This is a genomic window from Rhizobium sullae, assembly GCF_900169785.1.
GTDB lineage: Bacteria > Pseudomonadota > Alphaproteobacteria > Rhizobiales > Rhizobiaceae > Rhizobium > Rhizobium sullae.
Genome location: NZ_FWER01000003.1, coordinates 38,599 through 58,925 on the forward strand (window position 1 = coordinate 38,599; position 20,327 = coordinate 58,925).

Genomic DNA, 20,327 nt, shown 5'->3' on the forward strand with positions numbered 1-20,327 from the left:
CTTATTGCGCGTCGTCGATCCAGACCGGCGGCGGCGTATCATAACCGGCAACGCTGCGCAGTATCCGCCGGGTAATTCCCGGGATGCGGATCAGCAGCGGTGCGAAAAAATTGCGAAGGCCGGTCGCAACCGGATGATGCATGGTCACCAGCCTCGTCAGCCCATAGGTCTGCTTCAGCACCATTTTGACCGCCGGCATCCGAAGGCCCGAATAATCCTGTTCTCGGCCTTCCGAAATCAGATAGGCAACCCAGCAGGCATCCTCGATGCCGAGATTCATGCCGCGGGCACCAGCCGGCGAATGGATATGCGCCGCATCGCCGGCGAGAAAGACGTTACCGTTTGACATGCGCTCGACATGTCGGAAATGGATGCGGAAATTCGCAGCCCACACCAATTCGCCGCCGGGCACCGGATGCTCGATATGGCTCTCGAAATCCGGAAGCGTCGAGATGTATCGCACCGTATCGCGGGAAACCGGAATCCTGCCGACCATGCCGGGATTGAACAGGCTGATCTCGACGTAATGTGCGTCGATCGGCTGCGGATAGCGATAGTCCACAAGATGGAAAGACTCTTCGAGAGCGTCGCCCGGAAAGGCGAAACCTGCAGCCTTGCGCACGGCCGAGTGCGCACCATCCGCGCCGATCAGGATGTCGGGGTCGAGTTCCTCGCGGGAGCCGTCCGCGCGGCGCAGCGTCACATGCGGCTTGTCCATCGTGCCGCTGATGCTTTCAAGCACGGTCTGCCACTCCGGCTCGACTTCATAGTCGGAAAGCTTGCCGAGCAGCAGCCGTTCCGTATGGCCCTGGGCAAGTGCCTGGATGGCCGGAAAGCGGCCGCCGATTTTGGAAGGATCGATCTCGAAAAGCACTTTCCCGCCTGACCGCACCCGAAAGCGGTCGATCCTATGGCCTTCCTGCTGGATCGTGTCTGCGACACGGGATGGCGAAAGCAAGGTGAGCGTGCGGGCATTGATGCCGAGCGCCCGGCTTTCGGTCAGCGGCACCGGGCCCGCATCGCTGTCGATGATACGTGGACGAAAGCCTCGCCGGGCAAGTTCCACCGCTGCCGCAAGACCCGTCGCGCCGGCACCGGCGATCAGGATGCTGCGATGCCCGGCCCCCATGGTTTCATCCCTTGCTGATCAAATTCTCCAGCTTCTTTACCGCCGTGTCCGGGTTTTCGCCATAGGCGATCGTGCCGGCAAAACGGCCCTCGGAATCAAAGAGGAAGACCGATGCGGTGTGGTCCATCGTGTAATCGCCATTCGGATCCTTCTCGTCGACCGGCACCTTCTTGGCGTAGACGCGAAAGCCCTTGACGACGTCGGCGACCTTCTCCGGCGGACCGGAGATGCCGGTGATGCGCTTCGAAACGTTCGAGACGTACTGGTTCATGATTTCCGGAGTATCGCGCTCCGGATCGACGGTGACGAAATAGGCCTGCAGTTTGTCGCCCGCCGGATCGACTTTCTCCATCCAGCCATTGAGTTCGAAGAGTGTCGTGGGGCAAACCTCGGGGCAATGCGTGAAGCCGAAGAAGACGGCGCTCGGCTTGCCGCGAAGCGCCTGCTCGGTGATCGGCTGGCCGTTTTGCGCAACGAGCGTGAACGGAACGCCGAACGGCCCCTCGGCGAGCGGGATATCCCTCGTCTTCGTGATGTTCAGCGTCAGGAAGCCGAGCACGGCCGCGACAATGATGACGGCAACCCAAACGGCGACACGGAAATTCTTCATGTCTACGACCCCTGAAAGCAAGCGGACGGCGCAGCCCGCGACTGCGCGCCTGATACCTCTTCTGCGGAGCGCACGCAATTCAACATCCCGTTTTCTCACCCGTGATTAATTGCCTCACCGGGTATGCGCAGAAATGGCAGCGCCGGAAATCGATCTTAAGAGAAAAACTTGTTACTACAAATACTTGACCGGCAAACAGGAAGATGCCGGCAAGAAATACATCGTTAGCAAAGACTTAAGCGGTCAACCCTATATTTTATAGGGCGTCCGGCGCCCTCCGCGCCGCTCCGACATGATGTCTATGGCGTGTCGTCAGACACGGGTGTTTGCATGCAACTGCACGAATACTTCAATCCGGCATCTGAGGCAGGACGATTTCTCTATGACGAATGCGACAATACGCAAGACCCTTTCGGTGAACCAGAGACTGTGGACGCTCGGGCGCCGCCCTCCTCGGTTTCAGCTCGATGCTCGCTGTCGGCTGGTTTGAAGGCGCCCGTGTCGAGAGTGCGCTGGATCGAGCAAACAGCATCCAGCAGAGCGTCGAACGCCGGTGTCGAAGCGGCCCGCGCCGGCGAAGCCGGAAAGGGCTTTGCGGTCGTAGCACAGGAAGTGCGCGAACTTGCCGGGCGCGCAGCGGGCGCGGCCAAGGATATCAAGGCCTTGATCTCCAAATCGGGCGCCGAAGTAAAGACAGGCGGAGAACTGGTGACAAAAGCCGGCGAAGCGCTGCGCGAGATCGGCGAAGATGTTTTGCGCATCGACGAGCACGTTAAATCAATCGTAACCTCTGCGCGCGAACAATCCGTTGGACTGAACGAAATCAATGCGGCCATCAGCCAGATGGACCAGGCCACGCAGAAGAATGCGGCCATGGTCGAAGAGACGAACGCCGCGAGCCACATGCTTGCTGCCGACGCCGAAAATCTGATCCGGCTCGTTGGACAGTTCAAGACCGGCGAGGGCATGAATGCCCGTCACGCGCCGCGAGAAGCAACCGCCGCCTCGCATCCGAAACCCTCACCCGCACGGAGCCTGATCGGCAAGGTCGCGGACGCATTCAGTGGCGGCGCCGCCGCCAAAGCCGTGGCCGCTTCGGCCAGAGACAACTGGGAAGAATTCTGATCATGACAAGCGCCGTTATCACACAGGCCGGTTCCCACCTCGAAATCGTTTCCTTTCATCTCGCGGAACAGGAATTCTGCATCGACATCATGGCAATCCGCGAAATCCGCGGATGGGCGCCGGTGACCCCGATGCCGCACACGCCGCCCTACGTACTCGGCCTCATCAACCTTCGCGGCGCGGTGATCCCGGTCATCGACATGGCCTGCCGCCTCGGCATGAAGATGACGGAGCCGTCGGAGCGGTCCGCGATCATCGTCACCGACATCGCCGGCAAGCTGGTTGGTCTCCTGGTCGAACAGGTTTCGGACATGATGACGATCAAAAGCGAAGACCTGCAGCCGCCGCCGGAAATCATTCCGGAAGCCCAGCGCGCCTTCTGCCGCGGCATCGTGGCACGGGAAAAGACCATGGTCTGTTTCCTCAACCTCGACACGGTCATCGCCGACGAACTGACACGGGAAGCCGCCTGAACTCCGGCACTGTCGGAATCGAAAGGGCCTGGCGAAAACCAGGCCTCCTTTTCATTGCGGCTTGCCGTTCTTCCAGGTGACGTTCTGGCCATAAAGCGGGATCGTCGAGATCGACATCTTCGCCGAGCCATCGGTCAGTTCGCGGGAATGGGCGAGATAGATCAGCGTGTCATTGGTCTTGTCGTAGATGCGATTGACGACCAGCTTCTTCCAGATGAGCGACATGCCCGCTTTGAACACCTCGTCGCCGTCCTTCGAGAGATTGATGTCGCCGATTTCGATCGGTCCCGTCTGACGGCACGCGATCGAATTGTTCGAGGGATCCTCGAACCAATTGCCGTTCTTCACCCGGTCTATGATGCTGCGGTCGAAATAGGTGACATGGCACGTCACGCCCTTCACCTCCGGATCGGGGATCGCATCGACGATGATATCGTTGCCGATCCAGTCGACCCCGACCTTGCCGACGACTTCGGCAGACGCGGCACCGGCGCCCAGCGCGGCAACCGAAGCGGCGGAAAGAACAAGCTTATGCAACGAGGACATCGCGGCTCCCTGAATAATCCGCTTCACTAGATAAGTACGGCCGCCGTCAAAACAAGAAAGCGCGAACTATGCCTTTCGGCAAGTGCAGGGCTCGTAGCCGCTTGCGGTGAGTCTGCCGGGCGTCATGCCAATCGCCGCGGGAATGGCATGCACGGCCGCCGCCTTGACCGCCCTCGCCATCTCGATCGCCGCACGCGCGCACACGGCAGCGTCCTCCGCGGCATTGTGGTGGGAAAAGCGCAGGCCGAGATGCTCGGCAATTACGTTCAATCTGTGCGACAGGAACTGTGGCCAGATGCGCTGTGCCATCTTAAGGCTGCAGAGATAGGTGAGTTCCGGATAGGACTGGCGATAAAGATCGAGCGAAGCGCGCCAGACGCTGAAATCGAAGGCGGCATTGTGCGCGATCATCGTCGCGCCCTGAAAATCATCGTGGAACTCGTCCATGACTTCCGGAAATTCCGGCGCATCTTCCACATGCTCGGGCCGGATGCCGTGGATTGCGATATTCATCCCGGAAAAACGCATATCCTTCGGTCGGATCAGCCGCTCCTCGACACGAGTGACCGTGCCCTCCTCGATCCAGGCAAGGCCGACCGAACAGGCGCTGCCGCGCTGCTCATTGGCCGTTTCGAAATCGATGGCGATGGTCTTCAAGGCTGCTCCGCGATTCTGCCGTCCACGACAGGCTTAACCCGCCGGTGCAGCCAGGCAAATGCCGCAGGTTGACTTTCCGGAAAAGATCAACGACTTTTTGCTCATGATCGGAACGAGCATCATTCTTACGGCCATGCATATGACCACGACCCATGCAGGGTGCGGGGCAGTTTTGGCGCGTTAATCATCCAATCAGCCCGAAACCCTGCCGAGGCGAGCAGGGTTTCGAAGTCTGCTCTCCTCTTTAAATTCAAGGAGAGCATTTTGAAAACGTTAGAAAACAATCCATCCGAACACCCGCCAGCGACGGCGGGGCTGATCATTCGTACGTTGCGCGCCTCCGATATCGAGGCGGTGACGGCACTCATCAACCTGCCCGGCTTCCGCTTCGGCACGCTGCGCCTGCCCTATCAAACCGTCGAGGAAACGCGCAAACGCTTCGAAAACGCCGGCCCCGGCCATGTCAGCCTCGTCGCCGAGTTGAATGGCCAAGTTGTCGGCGACGCAGGCATGACGCGCTATCACGGACGGCGCGGCCATGTGGCAAGCCTCGGCATGGGCGTGCATGACGATTTCGCCGGCAAAGGCATCGGCAGCGCCCTGCTCGCCGAACTCATCGATACGGCGGACAATTGGCTGAACATCAAACGGTTGGAGTTGACCGTCTATACCGACAATGCCGCCGCCATCGCGCTCTACAAGAAATTCGGCTTCGAACAGGAAGGCGTGCTCAAAGCCTTTGCCTTCCGAGCTGGCAGCTATGTCGACGCCTATACGATGGCACGGGTGCGCATTTAGCCGCTCTAGGCCACGGCCAGCTTGTAAGGCTTTAAGAGGCAATCGCCCGGAATGCCCCATGCCTCGTTGAGCTTAAAGATCATTTCCACCGTAAGCGCGCGCTTGCGGTGGAGAATCTCGGAGGCCCGGGAACGGGAACCCAGAACATTGCCGAGGTCGGCCTGCGTGCGGCCGGTCATTTCCATGAAGGCGTAAAGAAAATCGACCGGTTCCAATTCAACTGCCGGAAAGTGCCGGCTTTCATAGGCTTCGATCAGATCGGAAAGCACATCAAATCGATCAGCGTCCGCGCTGCCGTGCGCCGGAGGCGCATCGAAATAAGGCGTGACTTCGCCGATCGCCCAAGCGAGATCAGCATCATTTCTAATCGGTCTGACTTCCATCACACAGTCTCCGGATCGATTCTGTCATATTCCGCATGCGTCCCGATAAACTTGATCAGCACGCGGCCATAACCATACGCGACATGCACGATCAGCCGGTACTTGTTACCGCCGATGTCGAAGATCACTCTGTTATCGCCGACGAAGTCGACATTGGTGCCGAATGTCTTCTTGATATCGGACGGCCCTGTCCAGTTCGCCTTGCTGACAATCGAATGCCAAACGCTTAAAGGCACCTTCGCCTGAGGATGCCGCTCCCAAAAGGCACGCAACGTCGACTTGGCGATGATTTGCATAAACGGTAAGATATTCCCAAAACGGGAACAAATCAAGGGAGCCTATCTGCCGATCAGCGCCAGCCACTCGTCCTCATCCATGGTCTCGACGCCAAGCTCGCGTGCCTTGTCGAGCTTCGAGCCCGCGCCTGGTCCGGCAACGACGATATCGGTGTTCTTGGAGACCGAGCCTGCCACCTTTGCGCCGAGGCTCTCCGCTTTGGCTTTGGCCTCGTCGCGGGTGAACTTCTCCAGCGAGCCGGTGAAGACAACCGTCTTGCCTGCAACCGGACTGCCGGAGGTGACCGGCTGCTCCGCCCCCTGCGGCGTCACTTCCGAAAGCAGCGCCGAGATCACCTCGACGTTGCGCGGCTCCTTATAGAACTCCACGATGGCGCGGGCGACGACCTCGCCGATGCCTTCGATGGCGTTCAGGTCGTTCCAGGCGTCGCCGGAAAGTGGCGCGGCCTCCTTCATCGCCGAGGCAAAAGCCTCATAGGTGCCGTAGGAGCGCGCCAGCAGCTTCGCCGTTGTCTCGCCGATATGGCGGATGCCGAGCGCATAGATGAAGCGGTGAAGCGCGATGCTGCGCCGTTCGTTGATCGCCGCATAGAGCTTGCCGACGCTGACCTTGCCGAAACCTTCGATATTTTCGAGCTTCGTCAACGAATTCTGCTGTCGCCGCTCCAGCGTGAAGATTTCCGGCGCCGTGCGGATCTTCAGCGCGTCCTCCTCGCTTTCGAAGAAGAAGTCGATCTGCTTCGAACCCAGGCCCTCGATGTCAAAGGCGTTGCGCGAGACGAAGTGCTTGAGATGCTCTGTTGCCTGCGCGCGGCACACGAAGCCGCCGGTGCAGCGCGTAACGGAATCGAGCTTTCCCGTCTTCTCGTTTCTTTCGCGCACAGCATGCGAACCGCAGACCGGGCAGCGCTTCGGAAACGCGTAAGGCACCGCGTCCGTCGGCCGCTTTTCGAGCACCACATCGAGTACCTGCGGAATGACGTCGCCGGCCCGCTGCACGATCACCGTATCGCCGATCCGAATATCGTGCTCCTCGTCGCGGATGGGCTCGCCGAAATTGCCTAGGCCCTTGATGTAGTCTTCGTTGTGGAGGGTCGCGTTGGTCACCACCACGCCGCCGACAGTGACGGGCGTAAGCCGCGCGACCGGCGTCAACGCGCCGGTGCGGCCGACCTGAATGTCGATGTTTTCGACCGTGGTGAACGCCTGTTCTGCCGGAAACTTGTGAGCCGTCGCCCAGCGCGGGCTGCGCGAGCGGAAGCCGAGGCGCTGCTGGAGTTCAAGGCTGTCAACTTTGTAGACGACACCGTCGATGTCGTAGTCGAGGTCGGGGCGCTTCAGGCCGATCTCGTCGTAGTGGATGAGAATATCGGCGACGGAATTCAGCCGCTTCATCAGCGGATTGACCGGGAAGCCCCAATCCCTGAAGAGCTGAACCATGTCGAACTGTGTATTGGCCGGCACCTCCGACATCTCGCCCCAGGCATAGGCGAAGAATTTCAGCTTGCGGCTCGCCGTCACCTTCGCATCGAGCTGGCGCAGCGATCCGGCTGCCGTGTTGCGCGGGTTGACGTAGGTCTGCTTTCCCTCGGCCTCCATCTGCTTGTTGAGCGCCATAAAATCGCTCTTCGCCATGTAGACCTCACCGCGTATTTCCACGACGGCGGGAACGCCCTTGGGCAGTTCATTCGGAATTTCCTTGATGGTGCGGATATTGGCCGTGACATTCTCGCCCGTCGTCCCGTCGCCGCGCGTTGCGGCCGTGACCAGCCTGCCGTTCTCGTAACGGATCGACATGGAGAGCCCATCGATCTTCGGTTCGGCGGTAAAGGCGATCGACTGGTCCGGCAGGCGCCCCAGGAAGCGATAAACACCAGCGACGAAATCCTGCACGTCCTCCTGCGAAAACGTATTGTCGAGCGACAGCATCGGGCGGGCGTGGACGACCGGCGCAAATGTGACGGAGGGTGCAGCACCCACCCGGCGCGACGGGCTGTCTTCGCGGATCAGTTCCGGAAACCGCGCCTCGATCGCATCGTTGCGCCGCTTCAGCGCGTCATAGTCCGCGTCCGAAATCTCCGGCTGATCCTTGCCATGATAAAGCGCGTCGTGATGGGCGACCTCTTTCGCCAGCCGCGCAAGCTCGGTGGCGGCATCATCGATCGTCAGGTCTTCAACGGCAACGGACTCGGTCGGCATGTGGGATCACTCCAGAGAATCTGGAGTCGTTTTAGAGCAAAAATCGGCGTTGGGAAGAAGCAGGAAAACCGGAACTCCTTCTCCCCAGCGGGAGAAGGAGCCCGACGGGCGGATAAGGGGACGTTGCAAGATGTCCTTCGCTCCCGCTTCGGCCATTCGCGTCTGGCGACGCGGCCCCCCTCATCGCCTCGCTATGCTCGGCTCCCAGCGGGGGAGAAGAGAGGTCAAGCATTCCCTGCCAACAGCCGGGCCGCAGCCGCCCTTGCCTCTTCCGTCACGGAAGCTCCGGCAAGCATGCGGGCGATTTCTTCGGTGCGATCCTTGTGTGCCATTGTCGCGACACGCGTGGCGATCTTCTCGGAGCCGTCGGAGACTGGACCCTTGGAAATGAGCAGATGCGTTGCCGCCCGTGCGGCCACTTGCGGGGCGTGGGTGACGGAGAGCACCTGCACGCGATCGGAAAGCCGTTTCAGGCGCTGACCGATTGCATCGGCAACGGCACCGCCGACGCCGGTATCGATTTCGTCAAAGACGAGCGTCGGCGCCGAGCCGCGATCGGCAAGCGCCACTTTCAAAGCGAGCAGGAAGCGCGAGAGCTCGCCACCCGATGCCACCTTCATGATTGAACCCGGACGCGTGCCGGGGTTGGTCTGAACGTGAAACTCGACGACATCGATGCCTTCGGCCGTTGCGTCTGCCGCATCGGTCGCGATCTCGACCATGAAGCGCGCGCGCTCCAGCTTCAGCGCCGGAAGTTCCGCCATAACCGCGGCAGCCAGCGCTTCGCCTGCATGATGACGCTTGTCTGAAAGCGAGCGGGCAGCGGCATCGTAATTCGCCTTGGCCGCGCCGACTTCTGCTTCGAGCTTCTCCAGTCGCTCCTCGCCGGCATCGAGATCGGCAAGGTCGGTGATCATCCGCACGGCAAGCGCCGGAAGCTCGGTCACAGGCACGGAGTATTTGCGGGACGCGGCGCGGAGTGCGAAGAGACGCTCCTCGACGCGCTCCAATTCCTTCGGATCATATTCCGTCTTTCGAAGCGCCGCCTCCACTTCCATCTGCGCGTTGGAAAGCTGGTCCAGAGCCGCATCAAGCAGCGCCACGGTGTCTTCCAGCAGTCCGGGCGCCTCGTGGCTCTTCCGCTCCAGGCGGCGCACGAGCGAGGCGATATGCGGCACCGGAGAGGCATTGCCGTTCAGAAACTCGGAGGCTTCGGCGATGTCGCCGGCAATACGCTCCGCCTTCATCATCTTCTGGCGGCGATCAGCAAGCTCCTCCTCTTCGCCGTCCTGCGGCGAGAGCTTTTCCAACTCGTCAACGGAGGACCGGAGATAGTCGGCTTCGCGGGCTGCGTTCTCCACCTTTTCGCGATGTTTTTTCAGCGTCCGCTCTGCGTTGCGCCAGATCCGGTAAAGCTCCGAGACAGAGGCCGCGTCCTCGTTGATGCCCGCGAAGGCATCGAGCAGAAGCCGGTGCGCATGCGTGTCGACGAGCGCGCGGTCATCGTGCTGACCGTGGATTTCGACCAGCATCTGTCCGGCCTGGCGCATGAGTTGCACGCTCACCGGCTGATCGTTGACATAGGCCTTGGTGCGTCCGTCGGCCGATTGCTGCCGCCGGAAGATAAGGTCGCCTTCGTCGTCGATGCTATTCTCGCGCAGAAGTTGGCGGACACCGTGGTCCATCGGCACGTCGAAGACGGCCGTCACTTGCCCCTTGTCCTCGCCGTGACGCACAAGGTCGCCGTCGCCGCGCCCACCGAGCGCCAGCGACAGACTGTCGAGGAGAATGGATTTGCCGGCACCGGTTTCGCCTGTCAGAACCGAGAGCCCGGTTTCGAAGGCAAGATCCAGCCGCTCGATCAGAACGATATCGCGGATCGAAAGCTGGATCAGCATTGCGTGTCAGGCCTCACGAGCCGAGCAGCAGCTTCCTGCCGGCTGCGGAAATCCAGGAGCCCTTGTTCTCCCGGGGTTCTGCACCGCCCGACTGCAGCAGCTTGAAGGAATCGGCGTACCACTGGCTATCCGGATAGTTGTGACCGAGAACAGCGGCTGCCGTCTGCGCCTCTTCCACGATACCCATCGCGTAATAGGCCTCGACGAGGCGCGCCAGCGCTTCTTCGATCTGATTCGTGTTCGGATACTTCTCGACCACGATACGGAAGCGGGAGATGGCTGCAAGATATTCCTTGCGCTCGAGGTAATAACGGCCGACCTGCATTTCCTTGCCGGCGAGCTGGTCACGGGCGTAGCGGATCTTCGCCTGCGCGTCGTCGACATATTCAGAGTCGGGGTAGTTGTCGATGACGGCCTGCATGGCTTCGATGGTCTTGGAGGAAGCCCGCTGATCCTGCGTCACGTCGGAAATCTGCTTCGAATAGCTGAGACCGATCAGGTACTGAACGTATGCCGCGTCTTCGGACTTCGGATACTGCGCCATATAGCGGTTGCCTGAAGCGAGAGCATCGTCGATCTTGCCCTGGCGGTACTTCACGAAGGTGCTCATGACGAGAGCCTTGCGCGCCCATTCGGAGAACGGGTTTTCGCGGTCGATCGCGTCGAACTTGCGCGCGGCTTCGACCATGTTGCCTGCCTTCATGTTGGCAAGCGCCTGACCGTAGAGGACGTCCGGCGGATCGTTGTTGACGCCGAGCTTGGTGATGTCGATATCAGGGTCCGATTGGCAACCGGAAACCAAGGCGCCTGCACTCAAAATCACGAGCGATGCGAGCAAAGCGCGCGCTGTCTTCATCATACCTTCAGACCTTGCATAACCCATAAAAGAATCCCAACTGCCGCTACCCCAACCCTGCGGCAGCCACACCTCGCCGGCGTTTCTAGCCACAAATGTGTGGCGAGAGCAACGCAATGATGAGCCATTAACGCATTTTTGTGGCAGCAAGCGTCAGAATATCCCGGTTTTTAACTTTAATCGGGCCTGTTGCTCCTAAGCATATGTTGGAGAACAGTTATCGGCTTACGGAAGTACTAAAAAAAACCGCCTCCCGAAGGAGGCGGCCCTGGCCTGAAATTTGGTGTGGAGGTCATGCCGACCAGGGGGCGAATCCGGGAGCGTTAACAGCGACGAAATCGCGGGGTGTAACGCGCGGGCGCGCAGCAGAAGTCTCGACAACTTCGTAGGCAGTTGTGTCGCTGAGCAGCGCCTTCAAAGCATTGGCATTCATCTTGTGGCCACCGCGGTAGGAGCGATAGCAGCCGATGAAGGGAGCGCCGGCAAGCGCCAGGTCGCCGACCGCATCGAGCGCCTTGTGACGCACGAACTCGTCCTTTGCGTAGCGCAAGCCTTCGATGTTGATGACGGTATTATCGTCGGAGATGACGACAGAATTTTCAAGCGACGAACCCAGCGCATGACCCGACGCCCAGAGGCGCTCCACGTCGCGCATGAAGCCGAAGGTGCGTGCGCGCGACAGTTCGGACTTGAAGTTCGCGGCCGTCAGGTTGCCTTCCCATTTCTGGCGTCCGATCAGCGGGCAATCGAAATCAATCTCGACTTCGAAGCGCGTGCCGTCATACGGACGGAATTCGCTCCACGAGCCGCCATGTTCGATGCGAACCGGCTTGGTGATGCGGATATAGCGACGCTTGATGCCAAGCGAGACGAGGCCAACCTGCTCGATCGCCTCGATAAAGGGCGCAGAACTGCCATCCATGATCGGCATTTCGGCGCCGTGAACCTCGATCACGACGTTGTCGAGGCCGAGTGCGTAGAGCGCGGCCATGACATGTTCGATCGTCGCAACCGAATGAACGGGGGAAAAACCGAGGACAGTGCAGAGATCGGTGTTGCCGACCTGGGCGGAGACGGCACGCAATTCGGTGACGCTGCCGTCTTCATGCATACGATGGAAAACGACGCCGGTATCGACTTCAGCCGGATTGAAAGTGATAGTGACTTCCGCGCCGGAATGGACGCCGGTGCCCGAAAGCGTCACCGGGCGCGAGACCGTCGTCTGGAAGCCAAGCATGCCAATAACCATAAAATTCTGCCTTCATTACCTTTTACGGTCCGTAGCGCCAAAAGCACCGAAAACAAACCGCCAACTTATCTTGCCCACCGCCGAATTGTCGCCATGAAGGCGGCAAGGCACGGTCCCATGACGTCATACATACGTGCGGCAGGGCTCCAATCCAAATCACTGTTCGTTTCGTTTTGTTACGAAACCATCCGCTTGAAATGATTTAGGAATCATCAACTTATATGACGCTTTGAAACAGCAGCGCCCGGGACTGTGATCCCGGGCACATGCGTGGCGATTCTGTGTCCGCTCAGTTCGACTGGCGGCGCAGGAACGCAGGAATCTCGAGCTGATCGTCTTCCTGCATCATGCGGGCCTGCGGAACACTGCGGCCCTGGTCGTCGAGATTCCCGCGGCGCGGCGCATAAAGGCTCGCCTCAGGCGAAAGCGGGCGGCGCTGCTGCGAAGCGGCGGCAGGCGCTGCCGTCATCTCGGGAGCAACTTCCTCTTCGCGGCGGCCGAGCGAATTGGTGATTCGCTTCAGCAGACCCATCGGGCCGCGCTCCTCATGCGCCTGTGCCGCAGCCGGCTGGGCGCGGTGGTCCATCTCGGCCTGAACGACCGGCGGGAAGTCCTCGACCTTCGGCATGCGGACCGGCTGCTGCATGGCAGGTTCTTGGCGAACTGGCTGCTGCTGCATGACCGGCTGCTGCACCGGCTGGCTCATGACAGGTGCCGGAGCAGGCTGCATCGGGCGAGCAGCCGGAGCTTCTTGAGCGGCTGCGAAGATGCGGCTCTGCGGACGGAACGTGTCCTGAGCAACAGGCTGCTGAACCGGAGCTGCAGGGCGCGGAGCCGGGATTTCGAGCTCGCGTTCCATTTCGGCTTCCGCCATGCGGATGGTCTGCGCGATCGGATCGGCTGGCTTCGGTGCCTGCATGACTGGCGCAGGCTGAACTGCGGCCGGTGCCGGAGCAACGGCCGCGGAAGGACGGATCATCGGCTTGGCGGCAGCCTGGAAGTTCTTGGCAGCAGCCTCGTTCATCGCACGGTCGATGCCGGTCGCAACGACGGAAACGCGGATGATGCCTTCGAGCGATTCGTCGAAGGTCGCACCGAGGATGATGTTGGCATCCGGATCGACTTCCTCGCGGATGCGGGTCGCAGCCTCGTCGACTTCAAAGAGCGTCAGGTCGCGGCCGCCGGTGATGGAGATCAGCAGGCCCTGAGCGCCCTTCATCGAGGTTTCATCAAGCAGCGGGTTGGCGATTGCAGCTTCGGCAGCCTGCATCGCGCGGCCCTGACCGGATGCTTCGCCGGTGCCCATCATCGCGCGGCCCATTTCGCGCATAACCGAGCGGACGTCGGCGAAATCGAGGTTGATGAGACCTTCCTTCACCATCAGGTCAGTGATGCAGGCAACGCCCGAATAAAGAACCTGGTCGGCCATCGCGAAAGCGTCGGCGAAGGTCGTCTTGTCGTTTGCGATGCGGAAGAGGTTCTGGTTCGGAATGACGATCAGCGTGTCGACCGACTTCTGCAGTTCCTCGATGCCGGATTCGGCAAGACGCATCCGTCGGCCGCCTTCGAAGTGGAACGGCTTGGTGACGACGCCGACAGTCAGGATGCCCTTGTTGCGGGCGGCCTGTGCCACGACCGGCGCGGCCCCCGTGCCCGTGCCGCCGCCCATGCCGGCGGTGACGAAGCACATATGCGTGCCGTTGAGGTGATCGATGATCTCATCGATGCACTCTTCGGCAGCTGCACGGCCGACTTCCGGCTGCGAACCGGCACCGAGACCCTCGGTGACATTGGCGCCGAGCTGGATGATGCGTTCGGCCTTCGTCATGGTCAGCGCCTGGGCGTCCGTATTGGCAACGACGAAGTCGACGCCCTGGAGACCGGCAGAAATCATGTTGTTGACAGCATTGCCGCCGCCGCCGCCGACACCGAACACGGTGATACGCGGCTTCAGCTCAGTGATATCCGGCTTTTGCAGCTTGATAGTCATGGTACCCGTTCCTTCTCTCTATGGCCGCATCGCCACGCCGGCCAATTCACTCAATTTCAGAAGCTTTCCTTCAGCCACTGGCCCATGCGGGCGATGCGGCTGTTATTACCCCCAAGCGACATGAGCAGACCGCTCTGTGACGCATGTGTTTCCATGTCCGCGACCTGCGGATAGATCATCAGGCCGACCGCCGTCGAAAAGGCCGGACCCTTGGCTGCCGTCGGCAGGCCCGAGACACCCATCGGACGGCCGATGCGGACGTTGCGCGCAAGAATGCGCCGCGCCACTTCCGCAAGGCCGGTGAGCTGGCTTGCGCCGCCTGTCAGCACGACGCGCTTGCCGACGATCGGGCTGAAGCCTGAACGCTGGATCCGGTCGCGGATCAATTCCATCGTTTCCTCGATGCGTGCACCAACGATGCGCGAAACGAGCGCGCGCGGCACCTGCGTCGGCTGATCGCGCTCGTCTTCGCCGATCGGCGGGATCGAGATGAGCTCGCGTTCGTCGGAGGAGTTCGAGAACGCCGAAGCGTGAACCACCTTCAGGCGCTCTGCGTCTTCGATGCGGGTCGAAAGGCCGCGCGCCAGATCGGTCGTGACATGAAGGCCCCCAAGACCGACGGCATCCGTGTGAACGAGCTTGCCTTCGGCAAAGACCGAGATCGTCGTCGCCCCGCCGCCCATATCGATCGCACAGCAGCCGAGTTCGACCTCGTCGTCGACGAGTGCTGCAAGACCGGAAGCATAAGGCGTAGCAACAATGCCCTCGACGGAGAGATGCGCGCGATTGACGCTGAGCTCGAGGTTCTTCAACGCTGCGCGTTCGGCAGTCACGACATGCATGTCGACGCCAAGCTCATCGCCGTACATCGCCAGCGGGTCGCGGATGCCGCGTTCGCCGTCGAGCGAGAAGCCGGTTGCGAGAGAATGCAGCACAGCGCGATCCTGGCGCAGCGACTGCTGGCAGGCTGCGGCAAGCACTTTCTTGAGATCGTTAAGCTCGACTTCCTGGCCGCCGAGATCGATCGTCGCCGTATAGATGTCGCTGCCGAGACGGCCGGCCGTCAGATTGACGATCAGGCTTTCGACGGTCAGGCCCGCCATACGCTCGGCCGCATCGACGGCGAGCCTGATAACGCCTTCGAGCGCATCGAGATCGGCGATGACGCCGGTCTTGATGCCGCGGGAGCGCTGGTGGCCGATGCCGATGATTTCGATATCGTGCGTGCGGCCCGGAAGGATTTCGCTCTCTTCGCGAGGCGTCAGGCGGCCGATCATGCAAACGACCTTAGTCGAGCCGATATCGAGCACCGAAACGATGTGCGACCGCTTCGACGAAAGCGGTTTCAGGCGCGGCAATCCAAAATGGGACGAACCGAACAAGCTCATATATTCTGCCCCGCCTTCTTCAAATCCTTGGCCCGCTGATCGAGAACGACCTGCCGGCGCGCCATGGCATCCGGGGTCAGTTGGATCGCAGTCCTGTCCACCAGCCTGAGATCGACGGCTGCGATGTCGCGCGCCAGAAGATCCTGTTCCTTGTTGAATTTCGAGAGCCTGGCGAGCGCCTGATCGAGATCCTCGGACGGCAGCTTCACGACCACGCCGTTATCCATATGCAGGTCCCAGCGGCGGCCGGAGACCCAGACGTAGGCTTTGACGCGCGACGTAATGTCGGGCCATTTCGAAAACTCGCCCTCGAGCGAAGCCGCAGCACTTTCTGCATCGCGGCCGACAACGAGCGGCAGCGTCGAAAACTTGTTGTCGCGAAGCGGCGCAATGACGCTGCCATTCCTTTCGATCAGCGAAAGCTCCTGTCCGTGCTGCCAGATCGCATAGGCTTGGCGCTCCTTGAGCTTAACCTCGATCGTCTTCGGATAAATCTTCCGGACCTCGACGCTTTCGACCCAGGGAAGCTTGACGATCTTCCGGCGCGCAGCATCGACATCGAGCGCCACCAGCGACGTCGTTCCGTCTAGGCCAAGGAGTTCAAAGATTTCGATCTCGGAGGTTTCCGAATTGCCGGAAACCTTCACATCCTCGATCGCGAAACCGGCAGCTGTGGTCGCCGCCTGCGCGACCGTTTCCGTATGGCCGCCGAGCGACATGCCGTAGAGACCGGTCGCCGCAAAGAATGCGAGCGCAGAAATCGTCCCGGTATGCGCGGGAATGTGGATACGGCCAGTTCCGAGACTGACGAGGAAGCGCACGACGCGGCGCAGCGGACGCGGGAGAATCATCCGCCCATCGCCCTCAGCAAGAGCGATGCTCGGTTGACGGCTCGGGCGCCCCATCCTTTTGACCGTCAACGAGAACAAGAAGCGTCCTCCACCATCCAACGCAAGAATTCACCAAAGGAATAACCGGCATGGCCGGCCATTTCAGGCACAAGTGAGGTTGGCGTCATGCCTGGCTGAGTATTCACTTCCAGCCAGATAACTTCACCATCTTCAGAGAACCGGTCGTCATAACGGAAGTCGGACCGACTAACCCCGCGACAACCAATTGCTTGATGCGCCCTTAGTGCCAATGTTTGTATTTTTTGGTAAATATTCGGTGAAATTTTCGCCGGGATGACATGTTTTGAGCCGCCGGCAGCGTACTTCGCGTCATAGTCATAGAAGTTGTGGCCCTGCGGCACCACTTCGGTCACGCCGAGAGCTTTGTCGCCCATGACGCCGCATGTGAGCTCCCGCCCATAGACATACCGCTCGACGATGACCTCCTCGCCATAGCGCCACTCAGGTGAGCTGATGATCTGCGGCGGATGCGCCTGATCCTCCTGAACGATCACGACACCGAAGCTGGAGCCTTCTCGGACAGGCTTCACCACATAAGGCGGCTTCATCGGGTGCTCGGCCGGAAAGGCGAAACGATTGATGACTTCCGATTGCGCCACAGGAATGCCGGCCGCTGCAGCAACCCCCTTGGCCTTGCCCTTGTCCATCGCAAGCGCCGAGGCAAGAACGCCGGAATGCGTATAGGGAATTTCGAGATATTCGAGGATGCCCTGAATGGTGCCATCCTCGCCGAAGGGGCCATGCAACGCATTGAAGGCGACATCGGGACGAAGCGCCGCGAGCTTCGCGGAAATATCGCGATCGACATCGATCCGCGTAACCTGGAAGCCCTCACCTTCGAGAGCGTCCGCGCAAGCCGTTCCCGAAGACAGGCTCACCGGCCGCTCCGAGGAAAATCCGCCCATCAGGACAGCAACATGCTTGCGACTCATACATACCCCCAAAATAAATCTCAGCCTGATTTTCGAGGCTTGCACCAAGCTTGCCCGCGAATCCGCTTCGCTTCAGACATGGGAGGGATATGACAACATTATGGTTAATGAAGTGTTTACTTTTATTAACCGAAGCCTCTTGGAGAGTTCTCGACCTCTTCCTGGAGCCAGCGGCGCGGAGGAGTTTGCGAGTCCAACCAGCACGTTGCGGCAACATGCTGAAGTTCGTTCACAGCATGAAAAAACCCGCACAGATGGTCCGTGCGGGTTTGCTGGGTAGACGGTGAAGGCCGCCCTCAGTCGTCCTTGTCGAGCAGTTTCCAGACAAGCCCTCCAAGCGCGCCGCCGACAATCGGCGCCAGCCAGAAGAGCCAAAGCTGCTGCAGAGCCCAACCGCCGACGAATAGAGCCTGACCAGTCGAACGCGCAGGATTGACGGAGGTGTTCGTCACCGGGATCGAGATCAGGTGGATCAACGTCAGCGCCAGGCCGATCGCAAGCGGTGCGAAGCCCGCAGGTGCCCTGACATGCGTCGAACCCAGGATGACGATCAGGAAGAACAGCGTCAGCACGACTTCGATGACCAATGCCGAGATCAGTGAATAGCCGCCCGGAGAATGCTCGCCATAACCGTTCGAGGCAAAGCCTCCCAATTCAAAGCCGGCCTTGCCGCTCGCAACGAGATAGAGGAGCGCGGCCGCCGCAATGGCGCCGATCACCTGCACGACGATGTAAGGAATGAGGCGTCCCACCGGGAATCGGCCAGCAACAGCAAGGCCTATGGAAACAGCCGGATTGAAATGTCCGCCGGAAATGCCGCCCACGGCGTAAGCCATCGTCAGGACGGTCAGACCGAACGCCAATGAAACACCGGTAAAACCGATACCAAGTTCCGGAAAGGCCGCGGCAAGAACGGCGCTGCCGCATCCGCCGAACACCAGCCAGAACGTTCCCAAAAACTCTGCAATAAGACTTTTCTGCATATTTTCCTCCTTCGCTCTCAACCAGAGAGAGAACGAAGACGCCGCTTGAAAGCGATTCGCGTCAATGCCTTCAATTTGGGGTAGCGGGCCACACCGCTGGACCATGATCCGCGAGAAGAAATCATTGCGGTGCAGGCGTATCGGATTTCATCACTTTCCTGCTCATTCGGCGTTTGCGGAATTGAAATTGCGTATTGAAGGAGTCTGGAACATCTGAGGCTGGCGGCACTGATCAGGTTCTCGACGGTCCAAGGATAACTTTGGCTTCAAGCAGGAGCCGTTCACCGGTTGAAGTGAGTGCTGGATTGCGTCCTGATCGGTCGAACAGCTTGAGACCAAGATCCTCCTCGAGTTTCTTGCAGCCTGAGTGCTGACGGCGCCTTTTGTAAAGCCCGGCCCATACCAGAGAGCGACCATGTTCGGCGGCAAAAGCGGAGATCTATCTATATTCCAGATAGTATCTAGCTTGATGCGCATGCAGATAGAATTTACATGTTCAACGCAATAGTGTTCTAAGACCCCTTCGACCCAAGGGTGCTCCTGATAAATCCCGAATGGAATAAAAATGACTGATGCGATAGCTCCCGTATCGCCGACCTCCGCTTCATCGAACATTGCGCAAGTCAATTCCCCGGCGCGCGTTCTGATCGCGAGTCTCGTCGGCACCACCATCGAATTCTTTGATTTCTATGTCTATGCGACGGCAGCCGTCCTGGTCTTCCCGACGCTGTTCTTCCCGAACAACGATCCGACCACCGCCCTTCTCGCTTCCTTTGCCACCTTCTCGATCGCCTTCTTCGCCCGTCCGCTGGGTGCTGTGGTCTTCGGTCATTTCGGCGACAGGATCGGCCGCAAGACGACGCTGGTCGCCGCTCTCCTGACCATGGGTATCTCCACGGTCATCATCGGTCTCCTGCCCTCCTACGAATCGATCGGCGTCGTCGCGCCGCTTCTGCTCGCTCTATGCCGGTTCGGTCAGGGCTTCGGCCTTGGCGGCGAATGGGGTGGCGCTGTTCTGCTTGCAACCGAGAATGCGCCGGAAGGCAAGCGCAGCTGGTACGGCATGTTCCCGCAGCTCGGCGCACCCGTCGGCCTTTTCCTGTCGTCCAGCGTCTTCTGGCTGCTGCTGCATGTCATCTCGCAGGAGGCGCTTCTGAGCTGGGGCTGGCGCGTTCCGTTCATCGCCTCGATCGTACTGATCGTCATCGGCCTCTGGGTTCGCTTGTCGATCACCGAAACGCCTGCCTTTCAGAAGGCGATCGACAAGCATGAGCGCGTTGCCGTGCCGGTCGCGGAGCTCTTCCGCAAGCACAAGCGCAGCCTGTTCCTCGGCACCTTCGTGGCGCTTGCCACTTTCGTGCTCTTCTACATCGGCTCGGCCTATCTGCTGTCCTACAACGTCAAGGTCCTGAAGATCCCGTTCCTGGACGCGCTGGAAATCCAGATCGTCGGCTCAGTGGCCTTCGGCATCTTCATCCCGATCGCCGGCAAGCTCGCTGAGCGATTCGGACGCCGCGAAGTGCTGATCCTCACCACGGTCCTGATCGGTATCTTCTCATTCTTCCTGCCTGGCCTGATGACCGGCGGCGAAGGCAGCATCGTCATTTTTGCCATTGTCGCAATGGCACTCATGGGCATGACATACGGCCTGATCGGCACGGCGCTCGCGGCCCCCTTCCCGACCCCAGTGCGCTACACCGGCTCGTCAATCACCTTCAACCTTGCCGGCATCTTCGGCGCCTCGCTGGCGCCCTACATCGCCACCTGGCTGCAGGCGAACTACGGCATGCTCTATGTCGGCTACTATCTCGGCCTCGCTGCCGTGATCACGCTGATCTGCATCCTGGCATCCGGCCGCGACGACGTCTGATCCGGATTGCTTGTGAAATTCAAAAAAAGCCGCG

At 60.2% G+C, this 20,327-nt stretch carries 18 protein-coding genes and 1 pseudogene; 4 read left to right on the forward strand and 15 right to left on the reverse strand.

Features of this window, described 5'->3' with window-relative positions:
* Position 1: 1 nt before the first annotated feature.
* Together BN1800_RS03850 and BN1800_RS03855 are read right to left on the reverse strand one after the other, a co-directional pair.
* Positions 2-1,129 carry an FAD-dependent oxidoreductase gene (locus BN1800_RS03850; RefSeq protein ID WP_086994610.1) on the reverse strand — a complete coding sequence of 376 codons (1,128 nt, stop codon included), beginning with the start codon at positions 1,127-1,129 and terminating at the stop codon, positions 2-4.
* Positions 1,130-1,133: 4 nt separating this feature from the next.
* Positions 1,134-1,739, reverse strand: a complete 606-nt coding sequence (locus BN1800_RS03855) for an SCO family protein (RefSeq protein WP_027508753.1) — start codon at positions 1,737-1,739, stop codon at positions 1,134-1,136.
* A gap of 540 nt (positions 1,740-2,279) precedes the next feature.
* Between BN1800_RS03855 and BN1800_RS03860 the strand changes: the two are divergent.
* A pseudogene (locus tag BN1800_RS03860) lies at positions 2,280-2,864 on the forward strand (methyl-accepting chemotaxis protein); the annotation flags it as partial.
* A gap of 2 nt (positions 2,865-2,866) precedes the next feature.
* Entirely contained in the window at positions 2,867-3,337 is a 471-nt protein-coding gene (locus BN1800_RS03865) for a chemotaxis protein CheW (protein ID WP_086994613.1), read from the forward strand.
* A 51-nt stretch (positions 3,338-3,388) separates the two neighbouring features.
* Here the strand turns inward: BN1800_RS03865 and BN1800_RS03870 are convergent, their stop codons facing one another.
* Both BN1800_RS03870 and BN1800_RS03875 read right to left on the reverse strand, forming a co-directional pair.
* The gene (locus tag BN1800_RS03870) at positions 3,389-3,883 is read right to left on the reverse strand and encodes a CreA family protein (protein WP_086994616.1); all 495 of its coding nucleotides are present in this window, start codon (positions 3,881-3,883) and stop codon (positions 3,389-3,391) included.
* A gap of 66 nt (positions 3,884-3,949) precedes the next feature.
* The gene (locus BN1800_RS03875) at positions 3,950-4,540 is read right to left on the reverse strand and encodes a 3'-5' exonuclease (protein WP_086994619.1); all 591 of its coding nucleotides are present in this window, start codon (positions 4,538-4,540) and stop codon (positions 3,950-3,952) included.
* A gap of 261 nt (positions 4,541-4,801) precedes the next feature.
* On the opposite strand from BN1800_RS03875, the gene BN1800_RS03880 reads away from it, so the two are divergent.
* Complete coding sequence (locus BN1800_RS03880; protein ID WP_425298961.1) at positions 4,802-5,338, forward strand: GNAT family N-acetyltransferase; 537 nt, start codon at positions 4,802-4,804, stop codon at positions 5,336-5,338.
* A gap of 5 nt (positions 5,339-5,343) precedes the next feature.
* Here BN1800_RS03880 and BN1800_RS03885 read toward each other — a convergent pair whose 3' ends face one another.
* The 11 genes from BN1800_RS03885 to aqpZ form a co-directional block, all read right to left on the reverse strand.
* Positions 5,344-5,721 (reverse strand): helix-turn-helix domain-containing protein, encoded by a 378-nt coding sequence (locus tag BN1800_RS03885; RefSeq protein WP_086994625.1) that lies wholly within the window; start codon positions 5,719-5,721, stop codon positions 5,344-5,346.
* Positions 5,721-6,017, reverse strand: coding sequence for a type II toxin-antitoxin system HigB family toxin (locus tag BN1800_RS03890; protein ID WP_086994628.1), 297 nt, complete (start codon positions 6,015-6,017; stop codon positions 5,721-5,723). Before BN1800_RS03890 ends, BN1800_RS03885 begins: the two co-directional genes overlap by 1 nt.
* 42 nt (positions 6,018-6,059) lie before the next feature.
* On the reverse strand, positions 6,060-8,216 hold the full coding sequence (gene ligA / locus BN1800_RS03895; protein WP_086994631.1) for an NAD-dependent DNA ligase LigA: 2,157 nt from the start codon (positions 8,214-8,216) through the stop codon (positions 6,060-6,062).
* A gap of 224 nt (positions 8,217-8,440) precedes the next feature.
* Positions 8,441-10,114 (reverse strand): DNA repair protein RecN, encoded by a 1,674-nt coding sequence (recN, locus tag BN1800_RS03900; protein ID WP_086994634.1) that lies wholly within the window; start codon positions 10,112-10,114, stop codon positions 8,441-8,443.
* Positions 10,115-10,127: 13 nt separating this feature from the next.
* On the reverse strand, positions 10,128-10,997 hold the full coding sequence (locus BN1800_RS03905; RefSeq protein ID WP_179213744.1) for an outer membrane protein assembly factor BamD: 870 nt from the start codon (positions 10,995-10,997) through the stop codon (positions 10,128-10,130).
* 265 nt (positions 10,998-11,262) lie between these two features.
* Positions 11,263-12,219: a UDP-3-O-acyl-N-acetylglucosamine deacetylase gene (gene lpxC, locus BN1800_RS03910; protein WP_086994639.1), complete on the reverse strand. Its 957-nt coding sequence runs from the start codon at positions 12,217-12,219 to the stop codon at positions 11,263-11,265.
* 289 nt (positions 12,220-12,508) lie between these two features.
* On the reverse strand, positions 12,509-14,209 hold the full coding sequence (ftsZ, locus tag BN1800_RS03915) for a cell division protein FtsZ (RefSeq protein ID WP_086994642.1): 1,701 nt from the start codon (positions 14,207-14,209) through the stop codon (positions 12,509-12,511).
* Between the two features lie 56 nt (positions 14,210-14,265).
* Positions 14,266-15,597, reverse strand: coding sequence for a cell division protein FtsA (gene ftsA / locus BN1800_RS03920; RefSeq protein ID WP_086994645.1), 1,332 nt, complete (start codon positions 15,595-15,597; stop codon positions 14,266-14,268).
* Positions 15,594-16,526, reverse strand: coding sequence for a cell division protein FtsQ/DivIB (locus tag BN1800_RS03925; protein WP_086994647.1), 933 nt, complete (start codon positions 16,524-16,526; stop codon positions 15,594-15,596). The genes ftsA and BN1800_RS03925 overlap by 4 nt, the downstream gene beginning before the upstream one ends.
* Positions 16,514-17,440: a D-alanine--D-alanine ligase gene (locus BN1800_RS03930; RefSeq protein ID WP_086994650.1), complete on the reverse strand. Its 927-nt coding sequence runs from the start codon at positions 17,438-17,440 to the stop codon at positions 16,514-16,516. Before BN1800_RS03930 ends, BN1800_RS03925 begins: the two co-directional genes overlap by 13 nt.
* A 296-nt stretch (positions 17,441-17,736) precedes the next feature.
* Entirely contained in the window at positions 17,737-18,423 is a 687-nt protein-coding gene (gene aqpZ / locus BN1800_RS03935; RefSeq protein WP_086994653.1) for an aquaporin Z, read from the reverse strand.
* 565 nt (positions 18,424-18,988) lie between these two features.
* On the opposite strand from aqpZ, the gene BN1800_RS03940 reads away from it, so the two are divergent.
* The gene (locus BN1800_RS03940) at positions 18,989-20,293 is read left to right on the forward strand and encodes an MFS transporter (protein ID WP_086994656.1); all 1,305 of its coding nucleotides are present in this window, start codon (positions 18,989-18,991) and stop codon (positions 20,291-20,293) included.
* The last annotated feature ends 34 nt before the right edge of the window (positions 20,294-20,327 follow it).

What these genes read in the sequence shown, in the direction of transcription:
- BN1800_RS03850 (WP_086994610.1), bottom strand. Translation starts at nt 1,129, where the DNA reads ATGGGGGCCGGGCATCGCAGCATCCTGATCGCCGGTGCCGGCGCGACG.
- BN1800_RS03855 (WP_027508753.1), bottom strand. Translation starts at nt 1,739, where the DNA reads ATGAAGAATTTCCGTGTCGCCGTTTGGGTTGCCGTCATCATTGTCGCG.
- BN1800_RS03865 (WP_086994613.1), top strand. Translation starts at nt 2,867, where the DNA reads ATGACAAGCGCCGTTATCACACAGGCCGGTTCCCACCTCGAAATCGTT.
- BN1800_RS03870 (WP_086994616.1), bottom strand. Translation starts at nt 3,883, where the DNA reads ATGTCCTCGTTGCATAAGCTTGTTCTTTCCGCCGCTTCGGTTGCCGCG.
- BN1800_RS03885 (WP_086994625.1), bottom strand. Translation starts at nt 5,721, where the DNA reads ATGGAAGTCAGACCGATTAGAAATGATGCTGATCTCGCTTGGGCGATC.
- BN1800_RS03890 (WP_086994628.1), bottom strand. Translation starts at nt 6,017, where the DNA reads ATGCAAATCATCGCCAAGTCGACGTTGCGTGCCTTTTGGGAGCGGCAT.
- ligA (WP_086994631.1), bottom strand. Translation starts at nt 8,216, where the DNA reads ATGCCGACCGAGTCCGTTGCCGTTGAAGACCTGACGATCGATGATGCC.
- recN (WP_086994634.1), bottom strand. Translation starts at nt 10,114, where the DNA reads ATGCTGATCCAGCTTTCGATCCGCGATATCGTTCTGATCGAGCGGCTG.
- BN1800_RS03905 (WP_179213744.1), bottom strand. Translation starts at nt 10,997, where the DNA reads ATGGGTTATGCAAGGTCTGAAGGTATGATGAAGACAGCGCGCGCTTTG.
- lpxC (WP_086994639.1), bottom strand. Translation starts at nt 12,219, where the DNA reads ATGGTTATTGGCATGCTTGGCTTCCAGACGACGGTCTCGCGCCCGGTG.
- ftsZ (WP_086994642.1), bottom strand. Translation starts at nt 14,209, where the DNA reads ATGACTATCAAGCTGCAAAAGCCGGATATCACTGAGCTGAAGCCGCGT.
- ftsA (WP_086994645.1), bottom strand. Translation starts at nt 15,597, where the DNA reads ATGAGCTTGTTCGGTTCGTCCCATTTTGGATTGCCGCGCCTGAAACCG.
- BN1800_RS03930 (WP_086994650.1), bottom strand. Translation starts at nt 17,440, where the DNA reads ATGAGTCGCAAGCATGTTGCTGTCCTGATGGGCGGATTTTCCTCGGAG.
- aqpZ (WP_086994653.1), bottom strand. Translation starts at nt 18,423, where the DNA reads ATGCAGAAAAGTCTTATTGCAGAGTTTTTGGGAACGTTCTGGCTGGTG.
- BN1800_RS03940 (WP_086994656.1), top strand. Translation starts at nt 18,989, where the DNA reads ATGACTGATGCGATAGCTCCCGTATCGCCGACCTCCGCTTCATCGAAC.